The following is a 23391-nucleotide window of genomic DNA, read 5'->3' as shown; positions in this document are numbered from 1 at the left end:
TTTCCTTTTAACAGGGCGCCCTGAAAAACGCATATTCATGTCTTGTTGCACAACTGTGTATCATTATAACCTGAATCGGAATCGCTTCAATGACCAAATGACGACGATGGGTGCATTAGTGCACAGATTGCTTGACATTTGTGCAAGTATTGAGGAAGTTTGGAGGATACATGACGCGGTACAGCATGAACCCAGCCCTGACTGGAAAACACCTTCAAACATTATTCCATTCTTACATGGACCGAGCTTCAACCCGGTGTAAGATAACCCAAGGTGCCGTGATTTATTAATTGATTTCTTGGTCTTTAATGGTGACATCAGGAATAAAAATTTCACCAGTAAAGGTGTTAATAGCTTCTCCAGAATTAGCCTTAACAATCCAATTATGGTTTACAAGAGCTGCTTTACCAAGGGATATCAAGTCTCCGTGAGCAAGAGCCTTCTCAGCATCATCGGGTTGATCAAGATTGCCATTAATTATTACGGTTGTCTTTCCATATTTTTTTGCCAGTTGAGAAAGTGTTAATTCACTTTCACTAAACGCAGGGTTGAGTGCTTGATAATCTGTAGTATGAATATAATCGGGATTTTCTGCTCCTATGTTCTCGAAAATTACTCTGGCATCCTCTGCACCATTTGACCATTTGTGCGTAAAATCATTCACTTTTGCAAGCGATATACGAACGCCGACTATAAAATTTTCACTGACATTCTTCTTGATCGATTTAATAACTTCCCTAATCAGTCGGACACGATTTTCTGAAGTAGTGCCATATGCATCGTTTCGTTCGTTGGTGTAATCTGTTAGAAACTGATCTAACAGATATCCGTTTGCTGCATGAATCTCAATGCCGTCAAAACCGGCCTTTTGAGCATTTAAAGCAGCGTTTGAAAAGCCTTCGATGATTAATTGAATTTCATCAATTGATAATTCTCGTGGCACCATAAATTCTCCGCTACCGCCGAATAAAGCAAGTTTTTCACCCATAGGCTTGACTGCGGAAGGAGCAACCGTTTCATTTGCGAATTGAGAAAGAGCACCAGCATGCATCAACTGAGCAATTATTTTGCTGCCTTTTGCATGAACAGCATCTGTGACTAATTTCCATGAATGTACATGTGATTCGTTTACTAGTCCAGGCTGATTTGAATATCCTTGACTGTGTAATTCATCCGTATATACACCTTCGGTAATAATAAGACCGAACCCATTTTCGGCAAACTTTGAATAATAGCGAACCATCTTTGCAGATGCTCTCCCATCGAGTTCGGCAGACATGCGAGTCATGGGAGAAAGTACGACACGATTTTTTAATTCAACATTATTAATTGCGTATGGTGAAACAACAAATTTAACTGTTGACATTATTCTCAACCCCTTGTGGTTTTTAGCCTATGCATCATAAAGCGATAAAAAAAGCAGCGAGCTTTTAAACCTTATTTCATTCAAGTTAACATCATTTTTTCGCTTTAATCAGGCGAGCGCTCTCCCGTAATATTGGGAAAGCGCTCGCCGCATTAACACGTTTTACTAGTAACTACCTTATTACCAAGGCAGCTCTGTGTCCATATGATAGAACTTGCCAGTCGGTCCGTCCGAAGGCAACGTGGCAAGCATCACGCTTGTCTTACCGCCATCTTCAAGATCCATATCCGCGTATTTACCGCCCAGTGGAGTCTTTACCCAACCCGGGTAAGCAGAATTCACTTTGATTGGTGTATCCTTAAGCTCGTGTGCAAGATGAGTCGTAAAGGTATTCATTGCCGCCTTCGAGGCATCGTAAGCAAGAAGCTTGACATCGTAAATTTGAGCAGCGGGATTGGAATGCAGGGTATTCGATCCAAGCGCACTGGATACATTAACAATTCTTCCGGCAGGCGCTTTGCGAATCAACGGCAGCAGCAGCTGAGTTAATTCAACCATGCTGAAGAAATTGGCATCGAAGGTTTCACGCATAACGGCCGGCGAAACGGTACTTGTTTCATTAATGGGCGCAAGATCTTCAATCTCTATCTGTATCCCCGCATTATTAATCAACATATCAAGCTTACCGTACCGCTGTTCAAAGAAATTGTAGGCAGCTTGAAGGTCTTCGGCGAGCTTGACGTCCAATTTGATACTCTCCGCTTGGATTCCCTCTGAACGGAGTGTATCCGCAGCAACCTTCCCTTTCTCCAAATCGCGTGACCCAATAACGACAGTGGCGCCAAGCTTACCTAATTGACGTGCCGTTTCCAATCCAATACCACGATTTCCTCCAGTTATAAAAGCAACCTTGCCGTCCATATTGTTTGCGTTTGTAGTCATTTTTTTAAATTCTCCTTTAAGATTTATTTTAATACAGCCCTTTGACCTAGCCTTGATGATTATTAGGATTGGCATCACACCTTAAATTAATGCCGCTTTCGATTTGTATCGAGAACGATCATTCTAGTTATGTTAAAAAAAATTTATTCCAGGACTGCTAAGGTTGTATTAATAATGCTTTCCAGCTTCTCTTTGTCTTCTGTCGTTTTAATCATTACACGCAATCCCACCCAAGCATTATGCAGATAGAGGGAAAGGTTTACAGCATCATAATGTTCGGGAATTTCTCCCGTTTGCTGACCGCCCACCAGCAAGTCATGAAACAACTGCTCTGAAGCAAAAAATTGCTCATGAATTTTAGCTGCTACTTCCGGATCGAACAGTGACAGCTCAACGGCCGTATTTACCATTAAACAGCCCTTGGGTTGATTCTCTTCAAAACTGGTTATCATTTCAAACAACTGCCTGATGGCCTCTTTGGCAGAATTTGACCGATGAATGCGATTCTTAATATTTGAATTCGAAATCGAATTATATCGGTCCAAGACATCCATAAATAACTGATGCTTGTCTCCGAACGTATCATACAAGCTTCTTCTGTGAATACCCATGCCGTCGACAAGCTCCTGTATGGAGGTTTTTTCGTAGCCTTGCCGCCAGAATAAGTCCATTGCCTTGTCTAATACCACGTTGATTTCATACTCTTTGCTTCTCGCCATGATCATTCTCACGCCCTTTTACTGCCCTGGCTCCTGTCCGCAAACCCATATTATCATATCGGGAACGATCAGTAAAGAATAATTTTGAGTTAAGCTGCAGCCCGCAGCAATGGGGTTTATCGGTACGTTACGGATTGAACCGCGAAGTAAATGAATTCCAACAATGGACAACATTAAAGCAATTCAGGAGGACCAATATCTCGTAGTTATTTTCTGCGGCATCATTAAGCAAACTGGACACGAAAGTTCGAAAGTTCAACTCCGGAGGGCTTGACGGGAAGCGGCCTTTATATTCCCCTGATGACAAGACGCAAATAAAAAAATTTTAAAGAATATGGTAAACAATCAAGCGGTACTTGCTCGTCACTATACTATGAAACGAGATTTTTCACAGCGGATGTACTCATTGGAATACCAGAATCTGTAAAGTAGTTTGTATGCTGAATAAAAGGGAAGTTCTATTAAGAAACCACTCCATGCCAGGAGTGGTTTTGTCTTGGTAGCGGCATTCAACTAACGGGTTCGATAGTTCAATGCAAAAGGGCTGCCAAGCGGCAGCCCTTTGCTATAAAAATGGAGCTTAACGGGTACAAGAGCTAATGAGGCTGCCGCGGGATCGAGCGGCGGTCTCACCCAGCTAGCGGAGGAGTACGCAACAGTTGTGAATTGAGTTAAGCGAGATGAGAGAGAGGCTAAACACCGTTATTCGATCCCCTGTTCAATACCAACAACACGTTCTTTTCGCCCGTTTAAAAACACTTTGATATGAGTCGGATCCAAACTGTCATCACGGAAACTGACCAACACATTTTCTTTTTGTGAAGAAGAGCTTTCTATATAATTAACCTCTACATTGTTACCTTTATACCCGAGAGTAATCGTTGAAGGAAGCCTCCAGCCACGGATTTGAATGGTATGCACCTTTCCATTCATATGTGTTTCGATAGAGTTAATTGCTGTACCTTTTTCAAAAGCGATTCCACCGTAACGCCCCCCGCCAACTAGTATTGTGTAGGGAACTTCTTTGTCGCCCGACGAGGCGCCTCTGAACTCTGTAATAATACGAAGGCTGTTCATGGCATTTGTAAATTTCTCCTCCAGCTTTTCAGGCTTATTTATGTCACCTGAGCCCCAATATATAATCAGAACATTGCGTTTTTCATAAATTCGTGGGTGAAGCATGTCATATGTTTCAATCTGTATGTGGAAGTCCGCTATTCCTTCTTCGCGGTGCAGCTCGGAATCAAAAATATAAATCGAAGCTTCCTCCTCAGGATCGGTTTGATCACGCGTGCTGACAACAGCATATCCATGGGGCTTCACGCCTGCCAGGACCCAATCTTGCTGGGAAGGTTGGGATAAGAATTTTATTCCCTTGACTTCCATGGCATCCTCTACACTTGCTACATCGTAATTCAGCTTTACTCTTGTGTTTAAGCCATTTGCGGCAACAGGAGCGTTATTCGAATTAGTTGCACATGCAAATGTGACAGAAAACATTATTATAGCAAGGAGTGCTTTTACGATCTTCATGCCGAGGCCCCCTTAATTTTTTTAAGATACATTCTAAACGCAATAAATAAATCGAGGGTTGCATTTTATTATGAAATGATCCAAGTATAAAAAAACAATTTTAAATACGCCTATTTCGCTATCCCGGTGAAATAAATTGTGCGTGTGGCAATGCTTGAAGGAGAATTAATAGATGTGCGACGGATGAACAGGTGGGCTATTTGACGCTTACAAATGATCCGGTAACGTGTTATAGTAAACTGGAATTTTGGAGTTGAAAAGGGAGATTGGTCGATTCGAGCCGCAATTTGCAGGACGACATTGACAAAATACGTCACAATTGGGTTTCAACAGCTTGTGGAATATGCCTAATGTGACTTGCGACAGCCTAACCAAAACCAATTCGAAAGGAAGTATGAAACATGGCTAAATTAACAGTCGGAACAGAAAACGGTCAACCCATTGAATTGTATTTTGAGGATCTTGGCGCAGGCAAACCTGTAGTTTTGATCCATGGCTGGCCGCTGAGCGGGCGCTCGTGGGAGAGTCAAGTTCCAGCGCTCATTGATGCGGGTTACCGCGTGATTACATATGACCGCCGCGGATTCGGACAATCCTCCCAACCGTGGAACGGTTACGACTATGATACGTTTGCGACGGATCTCCATAAGGTGATCGAACATCTGGACCTTAAGGACGTGACACTGGTCGGATTTTCGATGGGCGGCGGAGAGGTTGCCCGTTACATTGGCACATACGGTACAAGCCGTGTCAAAAAAGCCGTGTTGGCTGCTGCGGTTCCGCCGTTCTTCTACAAATCCGCCGAGCATCCGGAAGGCGGTCTGGATGAAGCCACCATTCAGGGCTTCCAAGAAGGTTTGAAAAAAGACCGCATCGCCTTCCTTGACGGCTTCACTCAAAATTTCTTTAAAGCCGGGGATAGAACCGACCTTGTCAGCGAGTCCTTCCGTGTTTACAACCTTGATATTGCTTCTTACGCTTCGCCAAAGGGGACGCTGGATTGCATTGATGCCTTCGGCCGGACGGATTTTCGTGGCGATTTGGCGAAATTTGATATCCCATTGCTGGTTATCCATGGCGATTCCGATGCGATTGTGCCGCTTGAGGTAAGCGGTCAACTTTCCCACGAAGCTGTTGCAGACAGTCAACTCGTCGTAATTGAAGGTGGACCGCATGGTTTGAACGCGACTCACCCTGAACAATTCAATACCGCTTTAATTAACTTCCTTAAAAACTAAATTATTATCAGAAACTTGCGCAGGAAGAATAGCTACTGCAGAACTGACCGACAAGATTGACAAAGATGAACGAGGAATCTTGATACTGTAGCACAAAACCGCCAGTCCCCTCTGGCGGTTTTTATTTTGCCATCGTATTTAGGGCAAAGAAGAGTAACTAGGAGAAGGGAGAAATAACGTTGACACTCATTTCTTACTCATCTGCGACGGTTTTTGGACATCGCTGCCGAAAACGACTTCTTACGGACGTGACAAGCTGCCGAGACGCTGCGAAAACGCTCCAAAATTACCACTTGACTTAAACGTTAACGTGAATGATTTAATGTTGGTAAATCTTATGAATGAGTGGAGGAGTGATGTGGGTTGTCATAATCGGATTAATCTGGCTTGATAGTGTAAGTATTGCGTCGCTTATACAGCCCGGACTTTATGACCGCCGAAGCGGTGAATGTATTTTTGGCAAATAGGAGATGAGGCTCTATCTACTTGATTGGGGATATTCTTAACAAAGTAAAAGTCAGTCGAAGAACGCTGCATTATTATGACCAAATCGATTTACTGAAGCCGACCGTCTCCAAAGAGAATGGCTACCGTTATTACGATGATAAAGCATTATTAAAACTGCAAACGATTCTTTCCTTAAAGTCCATGGATTATTCTCTAGAGCAAATAAAAGATTTCTTTGACACGAAAGTACCGTCGAATATAGCACAGGAAGATCCATGGATCCCGCTGTTACAGGAGCAAATCAACTATGCCGCATTGAAAATCGAGAACTTAAGAAGAAAACAATTTATTTTGAGGAGTGTGCTTCATACGATCGGGCTGTCGGGCAAGCGAAATGAAGAGCATGTACTTCAATTGATCGAAAGAATGGAAAGCCAGGATTTTCAGGACGGAGAGATACCGGCGTCGTTCCCATCTGAATACTTCAATGAGGGGGAAATGGAAGTTCTTAAGCAGCTGCCTTTGCTCGGAAGTGAAGACTCCCGGATTGAGCAGGCTCTTATGCTCCTAAAGAAAACCCGAGCCATTATGAGTTCTGCTTTCGATGAGTCTGCTGAGCGGGAGATCGTTGAAAGGTGGAGAGACTGCATAGCCGGCTGGTTCAAGGGGGATATCGAACTTCAGGAAAAATATTTTGCGTTTATCGATTCGACGAACATGCAGAAACCGCCAATTTGGGGATTGGATGAAAAGCTAATTCGGTATATCGACTCCTTAATAGAGAAGTATTTAAAAGAGGGGGCGGCAATGAATGAACTTTAAAAAGATAGGCGCGAGATAGGATAAGACCTGACATTTTGAGGAACGCTCAGCTCGTCTTTGTATTTTTTCAACCACAGGAGCGTGAATGAATGGATTCCCATCAATTTGCACCTCATCCGAAATGGAGCCGGATCATAGGAATCACTAGTTTCATTATCATCATTACTGCTGCATCTTGGCTGCTGTGGAGTGGACACTCCGATATTCGATATACAGCCGATCACAATGGTACAATCCCGATTTGGAACAAATGGGCGCCTGCTCTGGTTAGTATATTACTCATTCGTCTCATTCCTTTTCGTCTGGTTGGCTTTAATCCACTTTTTGGTCTGTCTCAGCGACTCATTATTATCCAATCATGGGTCTTTATTCTGGGAGCAGTCTTCTTCACAACTACTCTTCTTCTTGTTATGAATAAAGGACTTGAATTTCAACTGTGGTTTATTGGACTCAAACTTGGTTTTTTACTATTCATTCCCTGGATGCTATTGCGTATCATTCCATCTCACCAAACAAAAGGTTCTACACCTGCGCCATCTCATTTATTTACACGATGGAATTGGCTTGGTCCACTCATTATCATGAGTGTTTGGGTCTATCTGAACTATTTTTCTGTATTTGCTTCAACGAATTTTCCAAGTAATATCACAGATCCAGCTACAATGATTGTTACTTTACTATTCGGTTTTCTCATCAATAGTTTACTGGAAGAAATTTTTTACAGAGTTTGGTTACAAACCCGTTTGGAAATGTTGCTTGGCACATGGCCAGCTATTCTTCTTACTTCCATCCTTTGGGCTAGCTGGCATATTGCGATACAGAGCACTGGACGATTGAATGTTGATATCGCGACAGTGATAGCTAACCAAGGTGTAACCGGTTTATTCCTCGGCTATCTTTGGGCTCGATATCGTAACGTGTGGAGTCTAATAATTATACATGGCTTAATAAATGCTTCTCCCTACCTGCTTTATGAATTGTTGAATATCAAATACTCCACACCTTGAGATCAGATGCGGGCAACTAACCTGGAGCTAGGACCTAAACATACGACAAGAGATCAGTAGCGAATCCGAACACGGCATAAACGGCTCCAGCGGAACGGATCATGGACATCCGGGAGCTGCTCGAACAAGTAGCACAGATAGCGTAACAGGTCCAACCCATTTTCCTTGGCCGTCTCAATGATACTATAGATCGTCGCACTCGGCTGTGCACCTTACGGTGTATTGCGAACAGCCAATTCCAGAGGAAACTATTAAGCTACCGGGTACGATAATTATTATAGTTCAATACCGAAAGGGCTGCCACGCAGCAGCCCTTTGTTCCGGCTGTATCAACTCATTTTACTCTAAATGTGCGTTCGCCAAATTTGTGAACAAGAATCAGCGCAGCAACCAAGTAAACAAGGGTTAGAATCAATAAGATTAACGTGAAAATAAAGCCTGGCGCTTTTACGATAATACAGAGTCCGCAGGCGGATGACACAGCGATGTTTACAAAATAGAAGAACGGGTTTTTCACATTCAATTCGGTAGAATAAGGCTGGAAAATATAGTACATTAACAGGTGATGAACTGAGAAAAAGACAGATAGTGTCGGCACGCATACCCACATCAGAAGCAGCTCACGGACAGGAGCCCCGCCTGCAGCCAGGACGATTATCGTGAACGCTGTTCCGAACGCAGCGGCGATCGTCAGATTAAGTCCTGTGATTCGGTATAGCCGGATGCGAAAGTGGCTACTCGCTGCGTTTCGATAAAAGCTGTAGCGCAGCAGGCTGAGATCGCAGTTGTAGAAGATGGCGCGGCACGTTGTTTCTCCTATAGACAGAAAGCTCAGAGTCAATGCCAAAAAGGGTAGGGTTCCCTCCGGATTTGAAGTCACAAAAGAGATCCATTGGCTCTCCGTAATGGCAAGAACCAAGCCAACAGCGCCTACAACACCGATGATCATCAATCTTTTGTACACTGGTTGTATGATCAGACTGCGATGTCTTGCGAAAAAAAGTGCATTCAAATAAGAATAGCCTTCCTTGTTTTTAAACTTGCCGGTTTGTTGCGCTGTTAATGCAGAGTCGCTGGCTTTGGACCGAACAGAGGTTTGCTTGGCTTCTGACACCATGCGTCCGAGATCAAGCAGCGGATCATCCCGTTTCGTAGCTGCGTCGACCACTGTTCGGTAATCAGGATATCGATACAGCTGTATGGCTGCATAAATGCCCAATACTGCAATGACGAGTACAATGGGCAAACGAAGCAACAGCGTCCCGCTTGCGGGGATCCAATTCAGAAAAAGCGGAGCATAGGCGACCGAGTAGCCGAGTCCAATCGTCAACCAGACAATCAAGTTCTGCTTGATTAGAACTATACCGGTTTTCTCAAACCATTTCAGATGCAGATATTCGCAAAATATTCGCCACAGCGTGACCGAAACTGCAATTGACAGCGCTTGAAAGAAGGTGGCTCCCAGCCATGAAGTGAAGATCAGCAGGGCAGGGATGTAATAGACCAAATAAGTGGAGTAGCGGTAGCTGAGAGAAGCGCGCATATATCTGGTCGGCTGCAGCCTCATCAGTTTTACAGCAATGTACTTTTCCCGTTTCGGTTCCAATATGGTACCAACGGTAACACCCCCCACCACAAAGCTAAGCAACAGAAATAGATGCAAAAAGAGCTGAAGTTGTTCTTCCTGGTTCGTCCCATCACTTAATGCAACGGTTGGAAAGTAAACGAGCAGTCCCGTGTAAGCCAGCTTGGAAACCAGTCCCCACAGCACATTCAGTATCAGCGCTATGAGGGAAATGACTCTTTTGCCACCACGTTTGGCATAGGTAGTGTCTTTTATTCGCTTTCCAATCAACGGCAGCCTCTGGGCAAAATAGATGAAGCGGTTGGCAGTGGAGAACATACGGACTTTAAGTACGATACTAAGAGTTCTCATGCTGGTCTTCATCCTTTAGCAAGTGGATAATGCTCTGTTCAAATTCCGGACTGTGCAGCAGCTCGGAAGGCACGCCGGACAGATGCCCGTTGTTCAGCACGACAAGCTCATCGCACAAGTCGGCAGCCAGCTGTAAAATATGGGTGGAAAAAATAAGGATATGATCATGCTTCATTTCACGCAGCAGATTCTTCATCTCATGCGCCACTATGACGTCGAAGGACGTGAGCGGCTCGTCAAGCAAAATGATCGGCGGTTTCGTAATTAGAAACAGCAGCATCTGAATCTTGTTTTTCATCCCATGGGAATAGTTTTTGATTAGCCGGTGTCGGTCTTCCTCCGACATGCTCATCATATCAAAATAGTTATCAATGCTTTGGCTAGACACAATTTTGTCGCGATTAATATCCATGTGAAATTTTACAAATTCATAGCCGGTCAGGAACTCAGGCAAGATAGGTAGCGAGTAGACAAACCCGACATCTTCTTCGAGTAGTTCTCTAACGGCCCCGTTTTCCTCAATCAGAACTTCTCCGTCGTCCATCTTTGTTTCACCGCTCAAGCAATTAAACAACGTCGTTTTTCCTGCTCCGTTACGTCCAAGCAATCCATAGATCTTGCCTTTCTGAAAGGTGTATTCGGCGCTTTGAAGCACCTTTTTATCATCAAATTTCTTAATGATGTTGTTAAGGCTCAGCTGCAAGTGTTCTCCTCCATTTCATTAATAAAAATGTGGCAAATATTCTCTTAATACGCTGTTTATGGTCAGATGGTCGCACTGTATTCCTTTGGGTGCTCCAATATGGCTGTCATGTTAATTGCGAAACTTGCTAAAGATAACAGAATCATTACTTAAAGAAGATAAAGCAACTAATAGCTTTGAAAATGCACGTTTCTCCTTGGAAGTGTTACAGCAACAAGGAACTCACCCAAAAAAGGTTGTTTTCGTTCATTCAGTTGATTAAACTAACGGATAACAGTAGGTTCAAGTAATGGATGAGACGAAGAGGGGGAAACCGAAATGAAGACAATCAAGCGCATAATGGACCACCTGTACTGGGCGGACGGACGCATATTGGACGCGCTCGAGGAGAGTGAGACGAACAACAAGGACCTTCTGAGGCTGGTTCGGCACGTCGCGGTCGCGGAACGAGTCTGGCTATCCCGATTGCAGGGCAAGGGCAGCGCGCAATATTCGTTGTGGGAGGAAGCGGAAGACCTGATGCCTATCCGGACGATGTTCGAAGAAAACGTCGAGCAATATCGCGTCTATATCGAAGGGCTCGAGGAATCCGAGTTGGACGAGATGGTCGACTATGCGAACCAGAGCGGGGTTCCGTTCCGAACGTCCGTCCGGGACATCCTGTCGCAGGTCCTCTTACATGGGCAATATCACCGGGGACAGATCAACCGGGCACTTCGGATCGAATCGGCAGAGCCTGTCCAAGTCGATTACATCACGTTCGCGAGGCTCTAACAGGGCTTAATAATCACCATCACTCGGAATGGGATTGGCATTGACCTGACGGGTACGATAGTTCAATAAAACAGCAAAAGTCTAGGACTTTTTTAAGGTCAATTTAATCTTTTATTTTCTCATGGCAGTAAAGTGTAAAGTAGTGATGAACGATATCCTTGTTAAAAGGCAAAAGACAAAAAAGGATGTTGCCTATGGGCTGCATCCTTTTTTTGTCTTTGGTCCAATAAGCTGTACGAAGAAAATAAAGTTTTAGACTGGAAGTTCTATTAGACTGACCCCATGATTAACAAAGCGTTATAATATAAAACGAGATAATAAAGTATTAGACTAGGAAAATAAAGTTGTGGACTGGCGCGGCGGCAGCCGGTTCGAGCAACTGCGGCTCTCGCTTCGGGTGCTTCCGGGTGGGGGCCGACTTTGCGCATCTTGTATAAGTCATTCAATTGTTAGCGATTTATTTGTAATTGAACGCATCCATGGTATCGTGCGTAACATGACCCAACTCATGAGCGGGTTCTTGATTGAGAATCGTTTCATCATCTTTTTTGATGCTTCAACCTCACGAAAGGCATACTTGCTCATACCCTCTTGATAGGAAAGGATTGCCCTCTCAAGCGTTTCGCCTTGTATCGCCATGGCTTCCAGTTTATCCGCGAGAAGTGCCGCATCACGCAATGCTGTGTTACCTCCATGAGCTCCGGTAGGGGGCATGACGTGGACCGCATCTCCCATAAATACAACTCGGGAGACTGGCCACATATCCGGTTTTTTGGCCACTCTAAATCTTACCGGTATGGTATAGTCGACATCAGCCTGCTCTACACAACGTTGGACAACCGGATGAAAGTCGCGTACGGCCTCTTGTGCAAGGCGTTGCAGCGCCATGGCGTCAAGTTTCTCTTGATGTTCCGGAAACTGCTCTTTCGGCAGCAGAATTCCCCACATCACGTAATCATCATTGATTGGCGGTGCTTGGTTCACGCCAAGACGTGCAAAAGCCTTCTGCGGTGCCTCACCGAAGCGCATTGCGGTAAAGAAGAATCCACGGCCGGCTGGACCCATAGCGAATACTCCGCTGGTTTCAAGAGGACGAGGAATGAGCGAGCGGCCTTTATGAAAAAGGAGCGAGCGGCCATAAATCCCCCAGCTGCTGGTATCATCCGGCTCACAGTCGGGCAAAAGCTGCTTCCGAAGGGCCGAGTTAACACCATCCGCACCAACTACGAGTGAAGCACGGATACAACTTCCATCCGAGAAGTAAAGTGTTGCTCCATTCGATGTTGTCTCAGCACGCAGCGCCTCCTTGCCGTAATGCACCCTATCCTGAAGTCCCTCGAGCATAATGGTGCGGAGTGTTTGGCGATCCACCTGCCGTGGCGTTCGCAAGTCAGCACCACTCGGATCGCCTTTAAAAGTGAGTCTGAATACCTCGCCAAGCTCCTGGTTAGTTACGCGGAAGTAGCTCTCTTTGTCCGTAGGAGAAGCAGTGGCAAGAAACAACTTAAATAATTGAGGCGGCAGGCATCGCTGAAGAGCTGCGATACCGTGCTCGTCAACACTGATTCGATAACCTTGGCGACGGATATACGGCGCAGGATCGCGTTCATAAATTTGCACATCGAACCCAGCGCGAAGCAACGAATGTGCCAGGCACAAGCCACTTAACCCAGCACCGGCTATGGCAACTGAAATTTCGGACATATTACAGCTATCCCCTTTTAAGTTTGATTGTCAATCGATTAATTGGTAAAATGAGAGTTGACCTTAATTAATTTATCTCATGAGATAAGATAATATTAAACGGAGGATGACCTAAATGTCAAGAAATCAAATCATAGACACCCTTGCGGAAGAATTACGAAATAACAGTACGGTGACGATCATGTTTCACCAAGCAATCGGTACAAAACTGGGATTAAATGCGACGGATCACAAATGTTTAGACGTCATATTGAACAATCAACCCATTACTGCCGGTCGTCTTTCCGATTTAACCGGGTTAACAACGGGTGCGATCACGGGTGTATTAGACAGGCTGGAGAAAGTGGGATATGTTTTCCGAGTCAAAGATCCGAAAGACAAACGGTCGGTTTTGATCTCTGTCGATAGGGAAAAGGCGGAAAAGGATATTTTGCCTCTCTTTCATTCATTCGGTCAACAACTGAATCAACTGTTATCGAGCTATAATGATAACGAACTTCAAAAGGTACTCGATTTTATAAGACAATGTAATTGCTTGTTAAAGGATTTTACAGAAAAAATGATTAAATGATCTCCAGAAAAAAGCTCCTCCGCCTTCAGGAACGCATCATGATCCGAGATTATATCTTATTGCCGCATATGGATAAGATGATTCAGAAAAGCATATCCGATATCGAGAATTCATCTAATGTTTTGAAACGACTCTACCTGGCCGCTGGGCAGAAAGTCTTAACTACGGTAGCCGAAGACTATTACCGATTACGAAGCGAGTTGAAGAAACGGAATATTCGCGTCATCCCTGAGGAACAAGAGGACATGGTCATTTATCATAAGTGTTTTTATCGGGGTTACGAAGAACGATTCGGAATGACACGTGATGTCATGCGATCGGAGATGGGAGTTCGATTAACGAAGTATACGACGGAGTTTATAGCGCGGCTGAAGGCAAAAGTGTGAGTTGGCCGCAACAGCGACGCTGGCTCCGGATACCAGCTACACGGACGGCGGCAATAACATCGATCACGCGATCCGTCTGTGCGAAGCTTACCGTGACGCAGGCGTGGATGTATTCCATCTCAATGCAGACCAACATTCCGAAACAATACGAACAAACGTATCTGTAATTGAGTGAATGATGTTGGACGACAAGAATATTGGCACATTAAAAGTCACGTAGATCGTGGCTTTTTTGTTGTCTGGAGACAAGATCATATCCATTAACCCATTGTAAAACAAAGCCTCCAGCTGATCTGGAAAATTAGGGAATTGGAAGAAAAATCAGCAGGTATAACGCAATGATATCGCGAATTGTAGGATGAAAGCGCACTCAATGAATAATCGATAGGGGGGAGTTTCTACTATGATTGCAACGATTCGAAACAATTGGTTTTATCGGCAATTATTTACTTATATTCCCATTTTTATGATTATGTCGTCGACGCTTATCTTTTTTATTTTTTTGTCTACCAGTCAAATTATTAAGGGCGATGTTACGAAAGCGGACAACGTCTATCTCCAGCACGCTATTCAATCGATCGATTACGCACTGGAAAATATCGATCAGCAGATGGTCAAAGAAATTTTGATGAATATGAATTTGCAAAATTTTGCAAGTGGTTCCGCCCTTGAAAATTCTCCGCTCATCGATTACGAGTTATCTGGCGATTTGCGCGAACTTATGCTGGTCAACCCGTTAATCGACTCTGTCTATTTTTACCGTCAAACGGACCGGACCATCTTAACGACCAACCAATTGATATCGATCGACCATTTTACCGACCGGGACTTTCTTCTTCAACTCAAGGGCGATCCCCAGCAGTATTTATGGTCTGGCATCAGGAGCTACCGTGAGTTTCAAAACAAGCCGGAGTCCGTGCGGGTCGTTTCCTTGGTAAGAAAGCTCCTTTCGGGGGAGCAGGGCTATCTGGTCGTCAACGTAAAGACGGATTCGATTAAAAACAACATTGATAATATGTCGACATCAAAGGTCACGTTTATCGATATTTTCGATCAAACCGGCAGGTTGCTGTGGGGCAATCCGGACGAGCAGGGCGGCCTCCATGAGCAAACGACGGGAACGGAGCTGCAGCGGTCCAAATCGAACTATACCCACTGGACCTATCACAGCGGACTGAAGGGTGACAATGCGTACGGGGTAGCATCATCGGTGATATCGTATTTCTGGATTGCCGGTGGCCTGTTTATTGCGCTGCTTGGAGGTTTGTTGATTTTTTATGTCATTCGTTGGAACTACAAGCCGATTGAAACGATTCTGGCGCGTGCCCGCTCGTATTCGGCGCCTGGAAGTGTCGGGGCCGTGGCGAAGGCGGATAATAACGATGTCCGATTTATTGGAGTGGTGTTTGACGATCTCGTCAAACAGTCCACCAGCTTTTTAAAGCGGCATGAAGAAAATCTAATTTATCGGAAAACGCATTTTTTTCGCAAATTGATGAGCGAGCATCAAAAAATAAATGTGGCCGAATGGGACTTTGAAGTGGGAACCTTGGGACTCAACAATGAATTCGAGCAATTGAATGTCGTTGTCATCGAGATTGATCAATATTTTGCTTTCAAAAACAAGTATTCGAACAAAGACCATTCTTTGTTGAAATTTATACTCGTCAATGTCGTCATGGAAATAGCCCAGGATCACTCGGTCAATATTTGGTCCGAGTGGCTGGAAAAGCATCAGCTCAGTGTGCTGTTTCAAATTACCGAGAAAAATGTGAACACACAGGAAATCGTTTTTGACATCTGCGAGCAAATGCGGTCATGGGTCGGGCAAAATCTGAAATTCACAGTAACGATCGGGATTGGCAGCTCGACTAATCAAATATCGATGATTCCGCATTCGTATCAGGAATCGCTGGACAGCATCAAATACAAGACAGCTCTCGGCAGCAACCGGATTATCGGGTATTGGGAAATTGTGGCGAAGGAGTACGGGGAAAGCTTTCGTCATTTGCATTTCATTCGTTCCATGTCGCAGCATCTCCGCCTGGGTGAGCAGGAATGGGAGGTTCAATTCCGGCAGTTCATGGATGAGCTCAGGAAAGGTTTTTTTTCAAGAGACGAAATCCTCTCCCAACTGAACTATTTAATTTATTATTTGTACAAGGATCTGATGGAGCTGCCTGCTGAATTTCAAGATATATGGAAGCATACGGCATTGCCGCAGCTGAATAAGCTGATCGACCGCTTTGATACGGTTGATGAGGTAGAGGACGAGTTTTTTGACATCCTGGCGGAGGCTAGGGAGCGGATGAATGTGCTGCGCGAGGTGAAGCATAATCATTCCCAGATGCAGGAAGTGAAGATGTATATCGAGCGGCATTTTGCCAATCAGGACATTTCGCTGAATAGCTTGAGCGATGAGTTCGGAATCGGTCCGAAGTATCTCAGCAAATTGTTCAAGGATGAATTTGGGGTGAAATTCGTCGATTATTTGGTGTCCATTCGCATGGAGAATGCGAAACGAATGTTAAGCGAAACGACTCAATCCATCCACGAGATCGCAGCGAGGGTAGGCTATACGCATTCGCTTTCCTTCATTCGCGTATTTAAAAAAATTGTTGGGCTTACGCCGGGCGATTACCGCAAGGTTACGGTTAATTAAATGGCCGGTGAATAAAGAGCAGAGCGAATAGAATCGACTTGGAGAAGCTCCAAGCTTTCTGACAACAGCGATTGGAAAGAGGATCTGTTCGCGCAGCGGGCTGCCCATAAATGGGCGGCTTTTTATATGGATTTGTACCAATAGTATACGTTGAGAATCATGTATATTGACCCGAACAGCGTCCGGATTTACTCTGAGAGTAACAATTGAAGGGAAAGGAGGCCGAATATGCCAACTCAAACGCAATCCAGATCCGCATGGATGCAGGGACGCAAAAAATTGAGGCAAAACCTGGCGCTGCTTCTTCTGTTCCTACCACCTGCGTTGTACTTCATTATTTTCAAATATACGCCTATGGTCGGATTGATCATCGCGTTTAAGGAGTACAACTTTGTGGACGGGATATTCGGGAGCCCTTGGGTGGGCTTAAGCAACTTTAAAACCTTGTTCAGCTCGGTCCAAACATTGGATATTATTCGCAACACCTTGATACTGAGCGTTTTAAGTGTATTCGTCGGCTTTCCGTTTCCCATTGTACTGGCGATTTTATTAAGTGAAGCCCGCATGCTTTGGTTCCGGAAATCGGTGCAAACCCTGGTATTTTTGCCGCATTTTATTTCATGGGTCGTGATTGGAGGGATGATCTTAAGCATTTTTTCGCAGGAATCCGGCATTGTGAATTATTGGATCAATCATTGGACCGGAAGCGCCTATCCGTTTCTTTACAAGGAATATCCGTGGATCGCGATATTTGTCGGTTCCGGCATATGGAAAACGGCAGGGTGGACGGCGATCATTTATATGGCGGCGCTTACAACGATCGATCCTAGCTTATACGAATCGGCCAGTCTGGATGGAGCGGGCAAACTGAGAAAAATATGGCATATTACGCTGCCGGGAATCGGCCCGACGATTGTGCTTATGTTTATTCTTTCCATGGGACAGATCATGGAGGTCGGTTTTGACCAAATATTCGTGCTGCAAAATTCAGTCGTCTCCAATATTTCAGAGGTGATCAGCACGTATGTTTATAAGATTGGTCTACTCGGCATGCAGTTCAGTCTGACCACGGCCATTGGACTATTTGAAGCGGTCATCAGCTTAATTATGGTGTTAACGGCAAATCAAATAGCCAGAAAATTCGGCAGGGGACTATGGTAAATTCAATCGGAGGTGAGAGACATTGAGAGAAAGCGCAGGCGAAAAATGGTTTTATGCCGTTAATTATACGCTGCTGGGTCTCGCCGGATTAAGCTGCATCCTTCCGTTTTTACATTTGTTCGCATTATCCTTCAGCGACGCCACGGCTATAGCGTCAGGTTATGTCATCTTTTGGCCCATCGATTGGACGACTGCGGGCTATGCCACCTTGATTGACGGAACCAGCATTGTAAAAGCTTTTCTGAACAGTGTGACCATTACGGTTATAGGCGTCCTGTTAAGCATGGTATTTACCATTATGGCTGCTTATCCGCTGTCCCGGCCGAATTTCTATTACCGGCGGTTCTTCACACTGGCGATTGTCTTTACGATGATTTTTACAGGCGGCCTGGTGCCCACCTTTCTCGTCATTAAAAGCCTGGGGCTGGTCAATTCTTACGGCGCGATCTGGGCTTCCGGCCTGATCAGCGGGTTTAATATGCTGGTGATGAAAAGCTTTTTTGAAAGCATCCCGGTCGAGATGGAAGAGGCCGCCCGGATCGACGGCTGCAACGAAATGTGGCTGCTCTTAAAAGTGATCCTGCCGTTATCAGTTCCAGTATTGGCTGCATTGACTCTATTTTATGGAGTTAGCTATTGGAATGCGTTCATGAGCGTCCTGATTTATATTAACGACACCTTGAAATTGAATTTGACGGTCATGGTGCAGCAAATGGTTCGCAGTCAATCGTTGATGCAGGAGTTGAACATGCTGCAGCCGGAAGATATGAAGGCGATGACGCCGGACTCGATCAAAGCGGCCGCCGTTTTGATCATGGTTGCCCCGATGCTGATCGTCTATCCGTTTATTCAAAAATATTTCATCAAAGGCATTATGCTCGGCGCGATTAAAGGATAAGACCGACTGTTCAAAGGAGGTGATCACACATGTAAAACGGGGATGCCCGAACGGAGGCACAAACTGCTCAGCAGGCAAGTACATCCTTTATTGGAGGGGATTTTCAATGAACAAGCTGTTTTCATTACAACGGCTGCATATCGTTGCGCTTGGCATTTTGGCTGGCATGCTCGTCGTTTCGGGATGCTCCCTGGGAGGCGGCGCGGCATCCGACGCCACGGATAAGACGGAAAAAGCGGACGCGCAGCCCCAGAAGAAGCCGAAAATAACGGTCGGCGTATACGACCGGGGAGCTGTCCCAGCAGCGGAAGGAACCTTGGAAAACAATCGCTGGACCAAATGGATTAACGAAAACGGTCCTGTCGAGGTCACGTTCGTTCCTATTCCCCGCTGGGAATCCGTGCAAAAATTCAATACGCTGTTTGCAGCCGGAAACGCGCCAGATCTGATTATGGAATATTTGGCCGATTATAAAAACGAATTGTATTCCAAAAAGCTGGTTATGCCTCTTGACGATCTAATCGAAAAGCATAGCACCATATATAAGGATTTACTGAAAAAATACCCGACGCTCGATAAATTGGGAAGAAAGCCGGACGGCAAGATTTATGAGGTCGGTACGGTATCGACTCAGGTGACGCCGAATCACGCCTATTATATACGGGTCGACTGGCTGAAGAAGCTGAATCTGGAAGTTCCGAAAACGACGGAGGAGCTGTATAAAGTCGCCAAAGCCTTCACCGACCTGGACCCGGACGGCAATGGAAAGAACGACACGTACGGCATGAGCTTAAGCTTCGTCAGTGGGCAGGTTCTTGACAACATGTTTCAAAATGTCGGATGGGTCGTTGAAAACGGGCAGCTGATCCGGGATTGGGACAGACTCAAAGCGGCAACGGAATTTAAAAAGCGGCTTTACGATGAAGGCATCGTTGATAAAGATTTCCTGGTAGATACGGCCGGCGCCAAAGGAGAGCAGGACTGGGTAACGGGGAAATTGGGCATTTGGGGAGCCAATAACGGGACCACGAAGCTGGGCTATCAGTCGTATGTGACGCTGAAGAAAAATAATCCCAATGCGGAAATTACTCCGATCGAGCTGCCAAAGAGTCCGTTCGGCCAGTTCAGCTCCTGGATCGGCGTTCCCGCCCGGACGCTCGGGATGATCAACGCGTCGGCCAAGGACCCGGTTGCGGTCATGAAATTTATCGATTTTATGAACTCCGAGCCTTATATCCATGCGCTTAACTACGGGCTTGAAGGCGTCCAGTCCAAGACAGGGCCTGACGGCTGCCCGAAATTCATCAGCGACGACCTTGCCAAGCAGGTCACGTATGCCTCGGATTTTAATATGATCAGTTCTTCCAGTCTTTATTTTGACAAATGCATCGATTTTAAAAATTCACTGGATCCGAGTAAGCCGATCGATAAAGATTTTATCAACTTTATCGATATTGCCCAGAAAGAATATGTATCGAAGGACCGGCCCGAGCCCGGCTTTACGCATCGCTCGACCCTGCCGGCCACGCCTACGGATATCCAATTGATTGAAACGAATACAGGCAAGGAAATCTCGGATATTTTGGCCAAAGCGATCGTGTCGGGACCTTCGTTTACCGTTGACGATGCGATTGAGAAAGCAAAGGCTGCTTGGAAAAATGCGGGCGGCGAAAAGGCCGAGAAGTGGTATAAGGACTGGTATGCAGCCAACAAGGATACGGCATTTTTAACCAAAGATCTTTACCAATAAATTGAACATAGAGAAGGAGAATGAAACATGTATATCAAAGAAGTGGCATCGAGCTTGTATCCGTGGGATTTGGCGGATGAAGGCGTCGAAACCTGCGTTGACAATGTGATGGAGCACAGCCTGGTAAACAGCGTCTATTTGGTGGGAATCATGCATAAGGAAAAAAGGCCCTTAACCAGCCTGTTTTACACCCACAACCCGAAGCGGAAGTTTTATTTGCCTGAAGACAGCCGAGTCTACTATAGAATGGATGAGAGCAATTTTAAAAACACACCGCTTAAACCACTGTATTCGACAAGAGATTTTCTGAAGGATAAGGATTGGCTCGACGAGTTAACCGTATACGGAAGAAAAAAGAATCTGAAAACCGGAGCGGAAATTTCCCACAGCTTTTTTGATTGCGAGGTAGCAAAGGCCGAGTTCCCGGATGTGCTGCAAAAAAATATACACGGCAATATCATTGAAGATCATTTTTGCTGCAATAACGATCATGTCAGAGAATATATGAAAGCCATTTACTACGATACCGTAAAAAATCATGACATCGACTTTATTCAAACCTGCATGAGGCTGTTTGCGACCGGCGAACCCGTAAAAGCGCCGTGGTTTATGGAGAATGATCCCGAGAACAAGGTCGGAGCCCTGCTCGGCGTAGTGAAAGGCGGATGCTTCTGCAGCCATTGCAGAGAAAAAGCGATCTCGATGGGCTATGACTGGGACAAAATCATTAACGATCTTCAATATTTGGAGCATCTGGTTCATGCCTCGGCTTCAAGAAATCTGGAGACGGTCATGGATAATCATGTACTGATGGGAAGCGATTTGCTTGAAACGGGGCTGCTGCTGGAATATCCGTCCTTGTATCAGTTCTTGGAATTCAGGATGAAATCAGTGACCAGCCTGCTCAAGGATGTTCATGCGTCCATTAAGGCTGCCAATCCGAATACCGATTTCCGCTACAACAATTACGTGAAATATCCCGAGCTGGTCGGCCTGGATTATATAGCGGTGAAGGATTATCTGGATTCGGTCAGAGATTCGGATTATACCGAGCAGTTAGGCGCTCCCGACCGATTTAAACGAAAAAAAAATACGATCCTGAAAATACGCCGGGGAATCGGATACGACAAGGACCTGATCGCAGCTTTTGCCCCAAGACCTAACGCAACGCCGGAACTGGTGCGCGAAAGCATCAAAATCTTAAGCACATTGGGTGTTGACGGCTTGTCGCTGGGGCATTACGACGGGGCGACCTTCGCACTTCTGGATGCGGTTAAGCAGGGGATACAGGAAGCCGGAATCGAAATCAGAAGATAGGAGGGGCTTGAATGCGAGTACAACTATCCGAACTGGAACGGGTGATCAGCCAATTGCTGCAGGCGGCTGGTTTAAATCCGGACAATGCGGCTGTGGCTACCGGGGTCTTCATGCGGGCAACGCTGCGAGGCGTGGGCCACCACGACGTGTACGATCTTCCCGGCAGAATCGAGAGCCTGACCACGGGGAAGATCAAAGCGAATCCCGATACCGCATTGATCCACAAATTCGCCGCATTGGAAAATTATGAAGGTGATAACGGCTTAGGAGAAATAGGCGGGATGTTTATCATGAACCGGGCCCGGCAGTTGGCGGACGAGCATGGGATAGGACTTTGCGCCATCCGCAATTCCAACCATCTGCTGTCCTCGGCGCCTTACTTGGAGCAAGCTGCTGCGGACGGGTATATCAGCTATATTATTACTCGCGGGGCGCCGACGATGGGCGCTCCCGCCCGAAAGGAAAAGGTCATCGGCACAAGTCCGATGGGCTACGCCGTTCCGACCAACCGCGAATATCCGATCATGTTCGACGCTTGCCTGGCCTATGCCTCCAACGGGGTATTGGCGGAGAAAGCGAAAGCAGGGGAGGAGGTGCCCGACTATTGGGGGCTCGATGCCGACGGCAAGCCAACTAAGGATCCCGCCGCCATTTCCAAGGGCACCCGGTTGCCGATGGGCAGCCATAAAGGCTTCGGGTTAACGTTATTTGGCGAAATTATTTCCGGCTTATTGTCAGAAGGTCAAATTATCGACGAGCCTCAGCCGGGCACAGGTTTGGTGGGCATGCCGTCCCATACCGCCATTTGCATTAACGCAGGCGGCTTGCTCGGACAGCAGCCGTTTCGAGACAAAACGACCGAGATGCTGGACCGAATGGAAGCGAGAGCCGCGAACCTGCAAATTCCGGGCCAGCAGTCTTACCAAAGAAAAGCCCGGCTGTTGAGTGAAGAGGCCATTGAGCTGAAAAGTAGTTTAGTAGACAAACTGAACGAATGGTCACGGAAATTCGGCCTTAAGATTTTGGAGTAACGGTAAAAAGTCAATTTTGGCAGTTTGCCCCCCTCAGGACAGGAATGTGCTAGCGCAAAGAAAAAGGAACTTCGATTTGTTCAATTGATTAAAATAAAATGACATGCCAAGAAAAGGTGGCATGTCATTTTAATTTATCCGAGTGGATGTCCTTAAATTTGTGTCGTTTATGTCTGCACATTTAATCATTACATCATTCCGATCAGCAGCCAACATCAAGTTCTATTCAACCGACAACAAAACCTTTGATACACAAGGATACAGACGCAATCTGGACAGGACTATTTTAAGGTAAGAACAAGGCTCAGTCTGCAGGCCAGGAAACGCACTTTTAAATCGTTTTTTTTGAAGTTGTACTTAAATCGGAAAAATCATAATAAGATTCGTACTAGATAACTTTGTTAGTCATTTTAACTATCAAAGG

At 45.6% G+C, this 23391-nt stretch carries 20 protein-coding genes and 1 pseudogene; 13 read left to right on the top strand and 8 right to left on the bottom strand.

The annotated features are described in order from the left end of the window. Window positions 1-286 precede the first annotated feature (286 nt). From AC0YOA_RS13070 to AC0YOA_RS13055, 4 genes are all read right to left on the bottom strand, one after another. Window positions 287-1366: an NADH:flavin oxidoreductase gene (locus tag AC0YOA_RS13070; RefSeq protein ID WP_475786940.1), complete on the bottom strand. Its 1080-nt coding sequence runs from the start codon at window positions 1364-1366 to the stop codon at window positions 287-289. 180 nt (window positions 1367-1546) lie between these two features. After that, a complete protein-coding gene (locus AC0YOA_RS13065; protein ID WP_475786939.1) occupies window positions 1547-2308 on the bottom strand; it encodes an SDR family oxidoreductase in 762 nt (253 codons plus the stop codon). 143 nt (window positions 2309-2451) lie between these two features. After that, window positions 2452-3027, bottom strand: coding sequence for a TetR/AcrR family transcriptional regulator (locus AC0YOA_RS13060; protein ID WP_475786938.1), 576 nt, complete (start codon window positions 3025-3027; stop codon window positions 2452-2454). A 702-nt stretch (window positions 3028-3729) separates the two neighbouring features. Continuing rightward, window positions 3730-4560 (bottom strand): hypothetical protein, encoded by an 831-nt coding sequence (locus AC0YOA_RS13055; RefSeq protein ID WP_475786937.1) that lies wholly within the window; start codon window positions 4558-4560, stop codon window positions 3730-3732. Window positions 4561-4961: 401 nt separating this feature from the next. On the opposite strand from AC0YOA_RS13055, the gene AC0YOA_RS13050 reads away from it, so the two are divergent. The 3 genes from AC0YOA_RS13050 to AC0YOA_RS13040 all read left to right on the top strand — a co-directional run bounded on the left by AC0YOA_RS13050 (window position 4962) and on the right by AC0YOA_RS13040 (window position 8074). Next, entirely contained in the window at window positions 4962-5798 is an 837-nt protein-coding gene (locus AC0YOA_RS13050; protein ID WP_475786936.1) for an alpha/beta fold hydrolase, read from the top strand. Between the two features lie 486 nt (window positions 5799-6284). Then, entirely contained in the window at window positions 6285-7067 is a 783-nt protein-coding gene (locus AC0YOA_RS13045; protein ID WP_475786935.1) for a MerR family transcriptional regulator, read from the top strand. Window positions 7068-7156: 89 nt separating this feature from the next. Beyond that, window positions 7157-8074 (top strand): lysostaphin resistance A-like protein, encoded by a 918-nt coding sequence (locus tag AC0YOA_RS13040; protein WP_475786934.1) that lies wholly within the window; start codon window positions 7157-7159, stop codon window positions 8072-8074. 53 nt (window positions 8075-8127) lie between these two features. On the opposite strand, the pseudogene AC0YOA_RS13035 reads toward AC0YOA_RS13040, so the two are convergent. The 3 genes and pseudogenes from AC0YOA_RS13035 to AC0YOA_RS13025 all read right to left on the bottom strand — a co-directional run. Then, window positions 8128-8286 (bottom strand): annotated as a pseudogene (locus AC0YOA_RS13035) (transposase domain-containing protein); the annotation flags it as partial. 122 nt (window positions 8287-8408) lie between these two features. Then, a complete protein-coding gene (locus AC0YOA_RS13030) occupies window positions 8409-9929 on the bottom strand; it encodes an ABC transporter permease family protein (RefSeq protein ID WP_475786933.1) in 1521 nt (506 codons plus the stop codon). Window positions 9930-9996: 67 nt separating this feature from the next. Then, window positions 9997-10713: an ABC transporter ATP-binding protein gene (locus AC0YOA_RS13025; RefSeq protein WP_475786932.1), complete on the bottom strand. Its 717-nt coding sequence runs from the start codon at window positions 10711-10713 to the stop codon at window positions 9997-9999. Window positions 10714-11031: 318 nt separating this feature from the next. Here AC0YOA_RS13025 and AC0YOA_RS13020 point away from each other — a divergent pair, with 318 nt between their 5' ends. Then, window positions 11032-11487 (top strand): DinB family protein, encoded by a 456-nt coding sequence (locus AC0YOA_RS13020; protein ID WP_475786931.1) that lies wholly within the window; start codon window positions 11032-11034, stop codon window positions 11485-11487. A 438-nt stretch (window positions 11488-11925) separates the two neighbouring features. Here the strand turns inward: AC0YOA_RS13020 and AC0YOA_RS13015 are convergent, their stop codons facing one another. Further along, window positions 11926-13191 (bottom strand): FAD-dependent oxidoreductase, encoded by a 1266-nt coding sequence (locus AC0YOA_RS13015; RefSeq protein WP_475786930.1) that lies wholly within the window; start codon window positions 13189-13191, stop codon window positions 11926-11928. A gap of 115 nt (window positions 13192-13306) precedes the next feature. On the opposite strand from AC0YOA_RS13015, the gene AC0YOA_RS13010 reads away from it, so the two are divergent. The 9 genes from AC0YOA_RS13010 to AC0YOA_RS12970 all read left to right on the top strand — a co-directional run bounded on the left by AC0YOA_RS13010 (window position 13307) and on the right by AC0YOA_RS12970 (window position 22967). Beyond that, entirely contained in the window at window positions 13307-13762 is a 456-nt protein-coding gene (locus tag AC0YOA_RS13010; protein WP_475786929.1) for a MarR family transcriptional regulator, read from the top strand. Continuing rightward, entirely contained in the window at window positions 13759-14148 is a 390-nt protein-coding gene (locus AC0YOA_RS13005; protein ID WP_475786928.1) for a YhjD family protein, read from the top strand. The genes AC0YOA_RS13010 and AC0YOA_RS13005 overlap by 4 nt, the downstream gene beginning before the upstream one ends. A 1-nt stretch (window position 14149) precedes the next feature. After that, the gene (locus tag AC0YOA_RS13000) at window positions 14150-14323 is read left to right on the top strand and encodes a hypothetical protein (RefSeq protein ID WP_475786927.1); all 174 of its coding nucleotides are present in this window, start codon (window positions 14150-14152) and stop codon (window positions 14321-14323) included. A gap of 228 nt (window positions 14324-14551) precedes the next feature. After that, window positions 14552-16810, top strand: a complete 2259-nt coding sequence (locus AC0YOA_RS12995; RefSeq protein WP_475786926.1) for a helix-turn-helix domain-containing protein — start codon at window positions 14552-14554, stop codon at window positions 16808-16810. Window positions 16811-17038: 228 nt separating this feature from the next. Then, window positions 17039-17971: an ABC transporter permease gene (locus AC0YOA_RS12990; RefSeq protein ID WP_475786925.1), complete on the top strand. Its 933-nt coding sequence runs from the start codon at window positions 17039-17041 to the stop codon at window positions 17969-17971. Between the two features lie 22 nt (window positions 17972-17993). After that, entirely contained in the window at window positions 17994-18869 is an 876-nt protein-coding gene (locus AC0YOA_RS12985) for a carbohydrate ABC transporter permease (RefSeq protein ID WP_475786924.1), read from the top strand. A 106-nt stretch (window positions 18870-18975) separates the two neighbouring features. Further along, window positions 18976-20619 (top strand): extracellular solute-binding protein, encoded by a 1644-nt coding sequence (locus tag AC0YOA_RS12980; protein WP_475786923.1) that lies wholly within the window; start codon window positions 18976-18978, stop codon window positions 20617-20619. Between the two features lie 27 nt (window positions 20620-20646). Next, window positions 20647-21936 (top strand): hypothetical protein, encoded by a 1290-nt coding sequence (locus tag AC0YOA_RS12975; RefSeq protein WP_475786922.1) that lies wholly within the window; start codon window positions 20647-20649, stop codon window positions 21934-21936. Window positions 21937-21947: 11 nt separating this feature from the next. Continuing rightward, complete coding sequence (locus AC0YOA_RS12970) at window positions 21948-22967, top strand: Ldh family oxidoreductase (RefSeq protein ID WP_475786921.1); 1020 nt, start codon at window positions 21948-21950, stop codon at window positions 22965-22967. Window positions 22968-23391: the final 424 nt, after the last annotated feature.

It is taken from the genome of Paenibacillus sp. JT22N12, assembly GCF_056269365.1.
This window is presented reverse-complemented; position numbering and strand designations above follow the sequence as displayed.

Bases quoted from the DNA above. Each gene is read 5' to 3' on its own strand.
- AC0YOA_RS13055 (WP_475786937.1), bottom strand. From the start codon at position 4,560: ATGAAGATCGTAAAAGCACTCCTTGCTATAATAATGTTTTCTGTCACA.
- AC0YOA_RS12980 (WP_475786923.1), top strand. From the start codon at position 18,976: ATGAACAAGCTGTTTTCATTACAACGGCTGCATATCGTTGCGCTTGGC.
- AC0YOA_RS13020 (WP_475786931.1), top strand. From the start codon at position 11,032: ATGAAGACAATCAAGCGCATAATGGACCACCTGTACTGGGCGGACGGA.
- AC0YOA_RS13050 (WP_475786936.1), top strand. From the start codon at position 4,962: ATGGCTAAATTAACAGTCGGAACAGAAAACGGTCAACCCATTGAATTG.
- AC0YOA_RS12970 (WP_475786921.1), top strand. From the start codon at position 21,948: ATGCGAGTACAACTATCCGAACTGGAACGGGTGATCAGCCAATTGCTG.
- AC0YOA_RS13070 (WP_475786940.1), bottom strand. From the start codon at position 1,366: ATGTCAACAGTTAAATTTGTTGTTTCACCATACGCAATTAATAATGTT.
- AC0YOA_RS13060 (WP_475786938.1), bottom strand. From the start codon at position 3,027: ATGGCGAGAAGCAAAGAGTATGAAATCAACGTGGTATTAGACAAGGCA.
- AC0YOA_RS13040 (WP_475786934.1), top strand. From the start codon at position 7,157: ATGGATTCCCATCAATTTGCACCTCATCCGAAATGGAGCCGGATCATA.
- AC0YOA_RS13010 (WP_475786929.1), top strand. From the start codon at position 13,307: ATGTCAAGAAATCAAATCATAGACACCCTTGCGGAAGAATTACGAAAT.
- AC0YOA_RS13005 (WP_475786928.1), top strand. From the start codon at position 13,759: ATGATCTCCAGAAAAAAGCTCCTCCGCCTTCAGGAACGCATCATGATC.
- AC0YOA_RS12990 (WP_475786925.1), top strand. From the start codon at position 17,039: ATGCCAACTCAAACGCAATCCAGATCCGCATGGATGCAGGGACGCAAA.
- AC0YOA_RS13015 (WP_475786930.1), bottom strand. From the start codon at position 13,191: ATGTCCGAAATTTCAGTTGCCATAGCCGGTGCTGGGTTAAGTGGCTTG.
- AC0YOA_RS13065 (WP_475786939.1), bottom strand. From the start codon at position 2,308: ATGACTACAAACGCAAACAATATGGACGGCAAGGTTGCTTTTATAACT.
- AC0YOA_RS12975 (WP_475786922.1), top strand. From the start codon at position 20,647: ATGTATATCAAAGAAGTGGCATCGAGCTTGTATCCGTGGGATTTGGCG.
- AC0YOA_RS12995 (WP_475786926.1), top strand. From the start codon at position 14,552: ATGATTGCAACGATTCGAAACAATTGGTTTTATCGGCAATTATTTACT.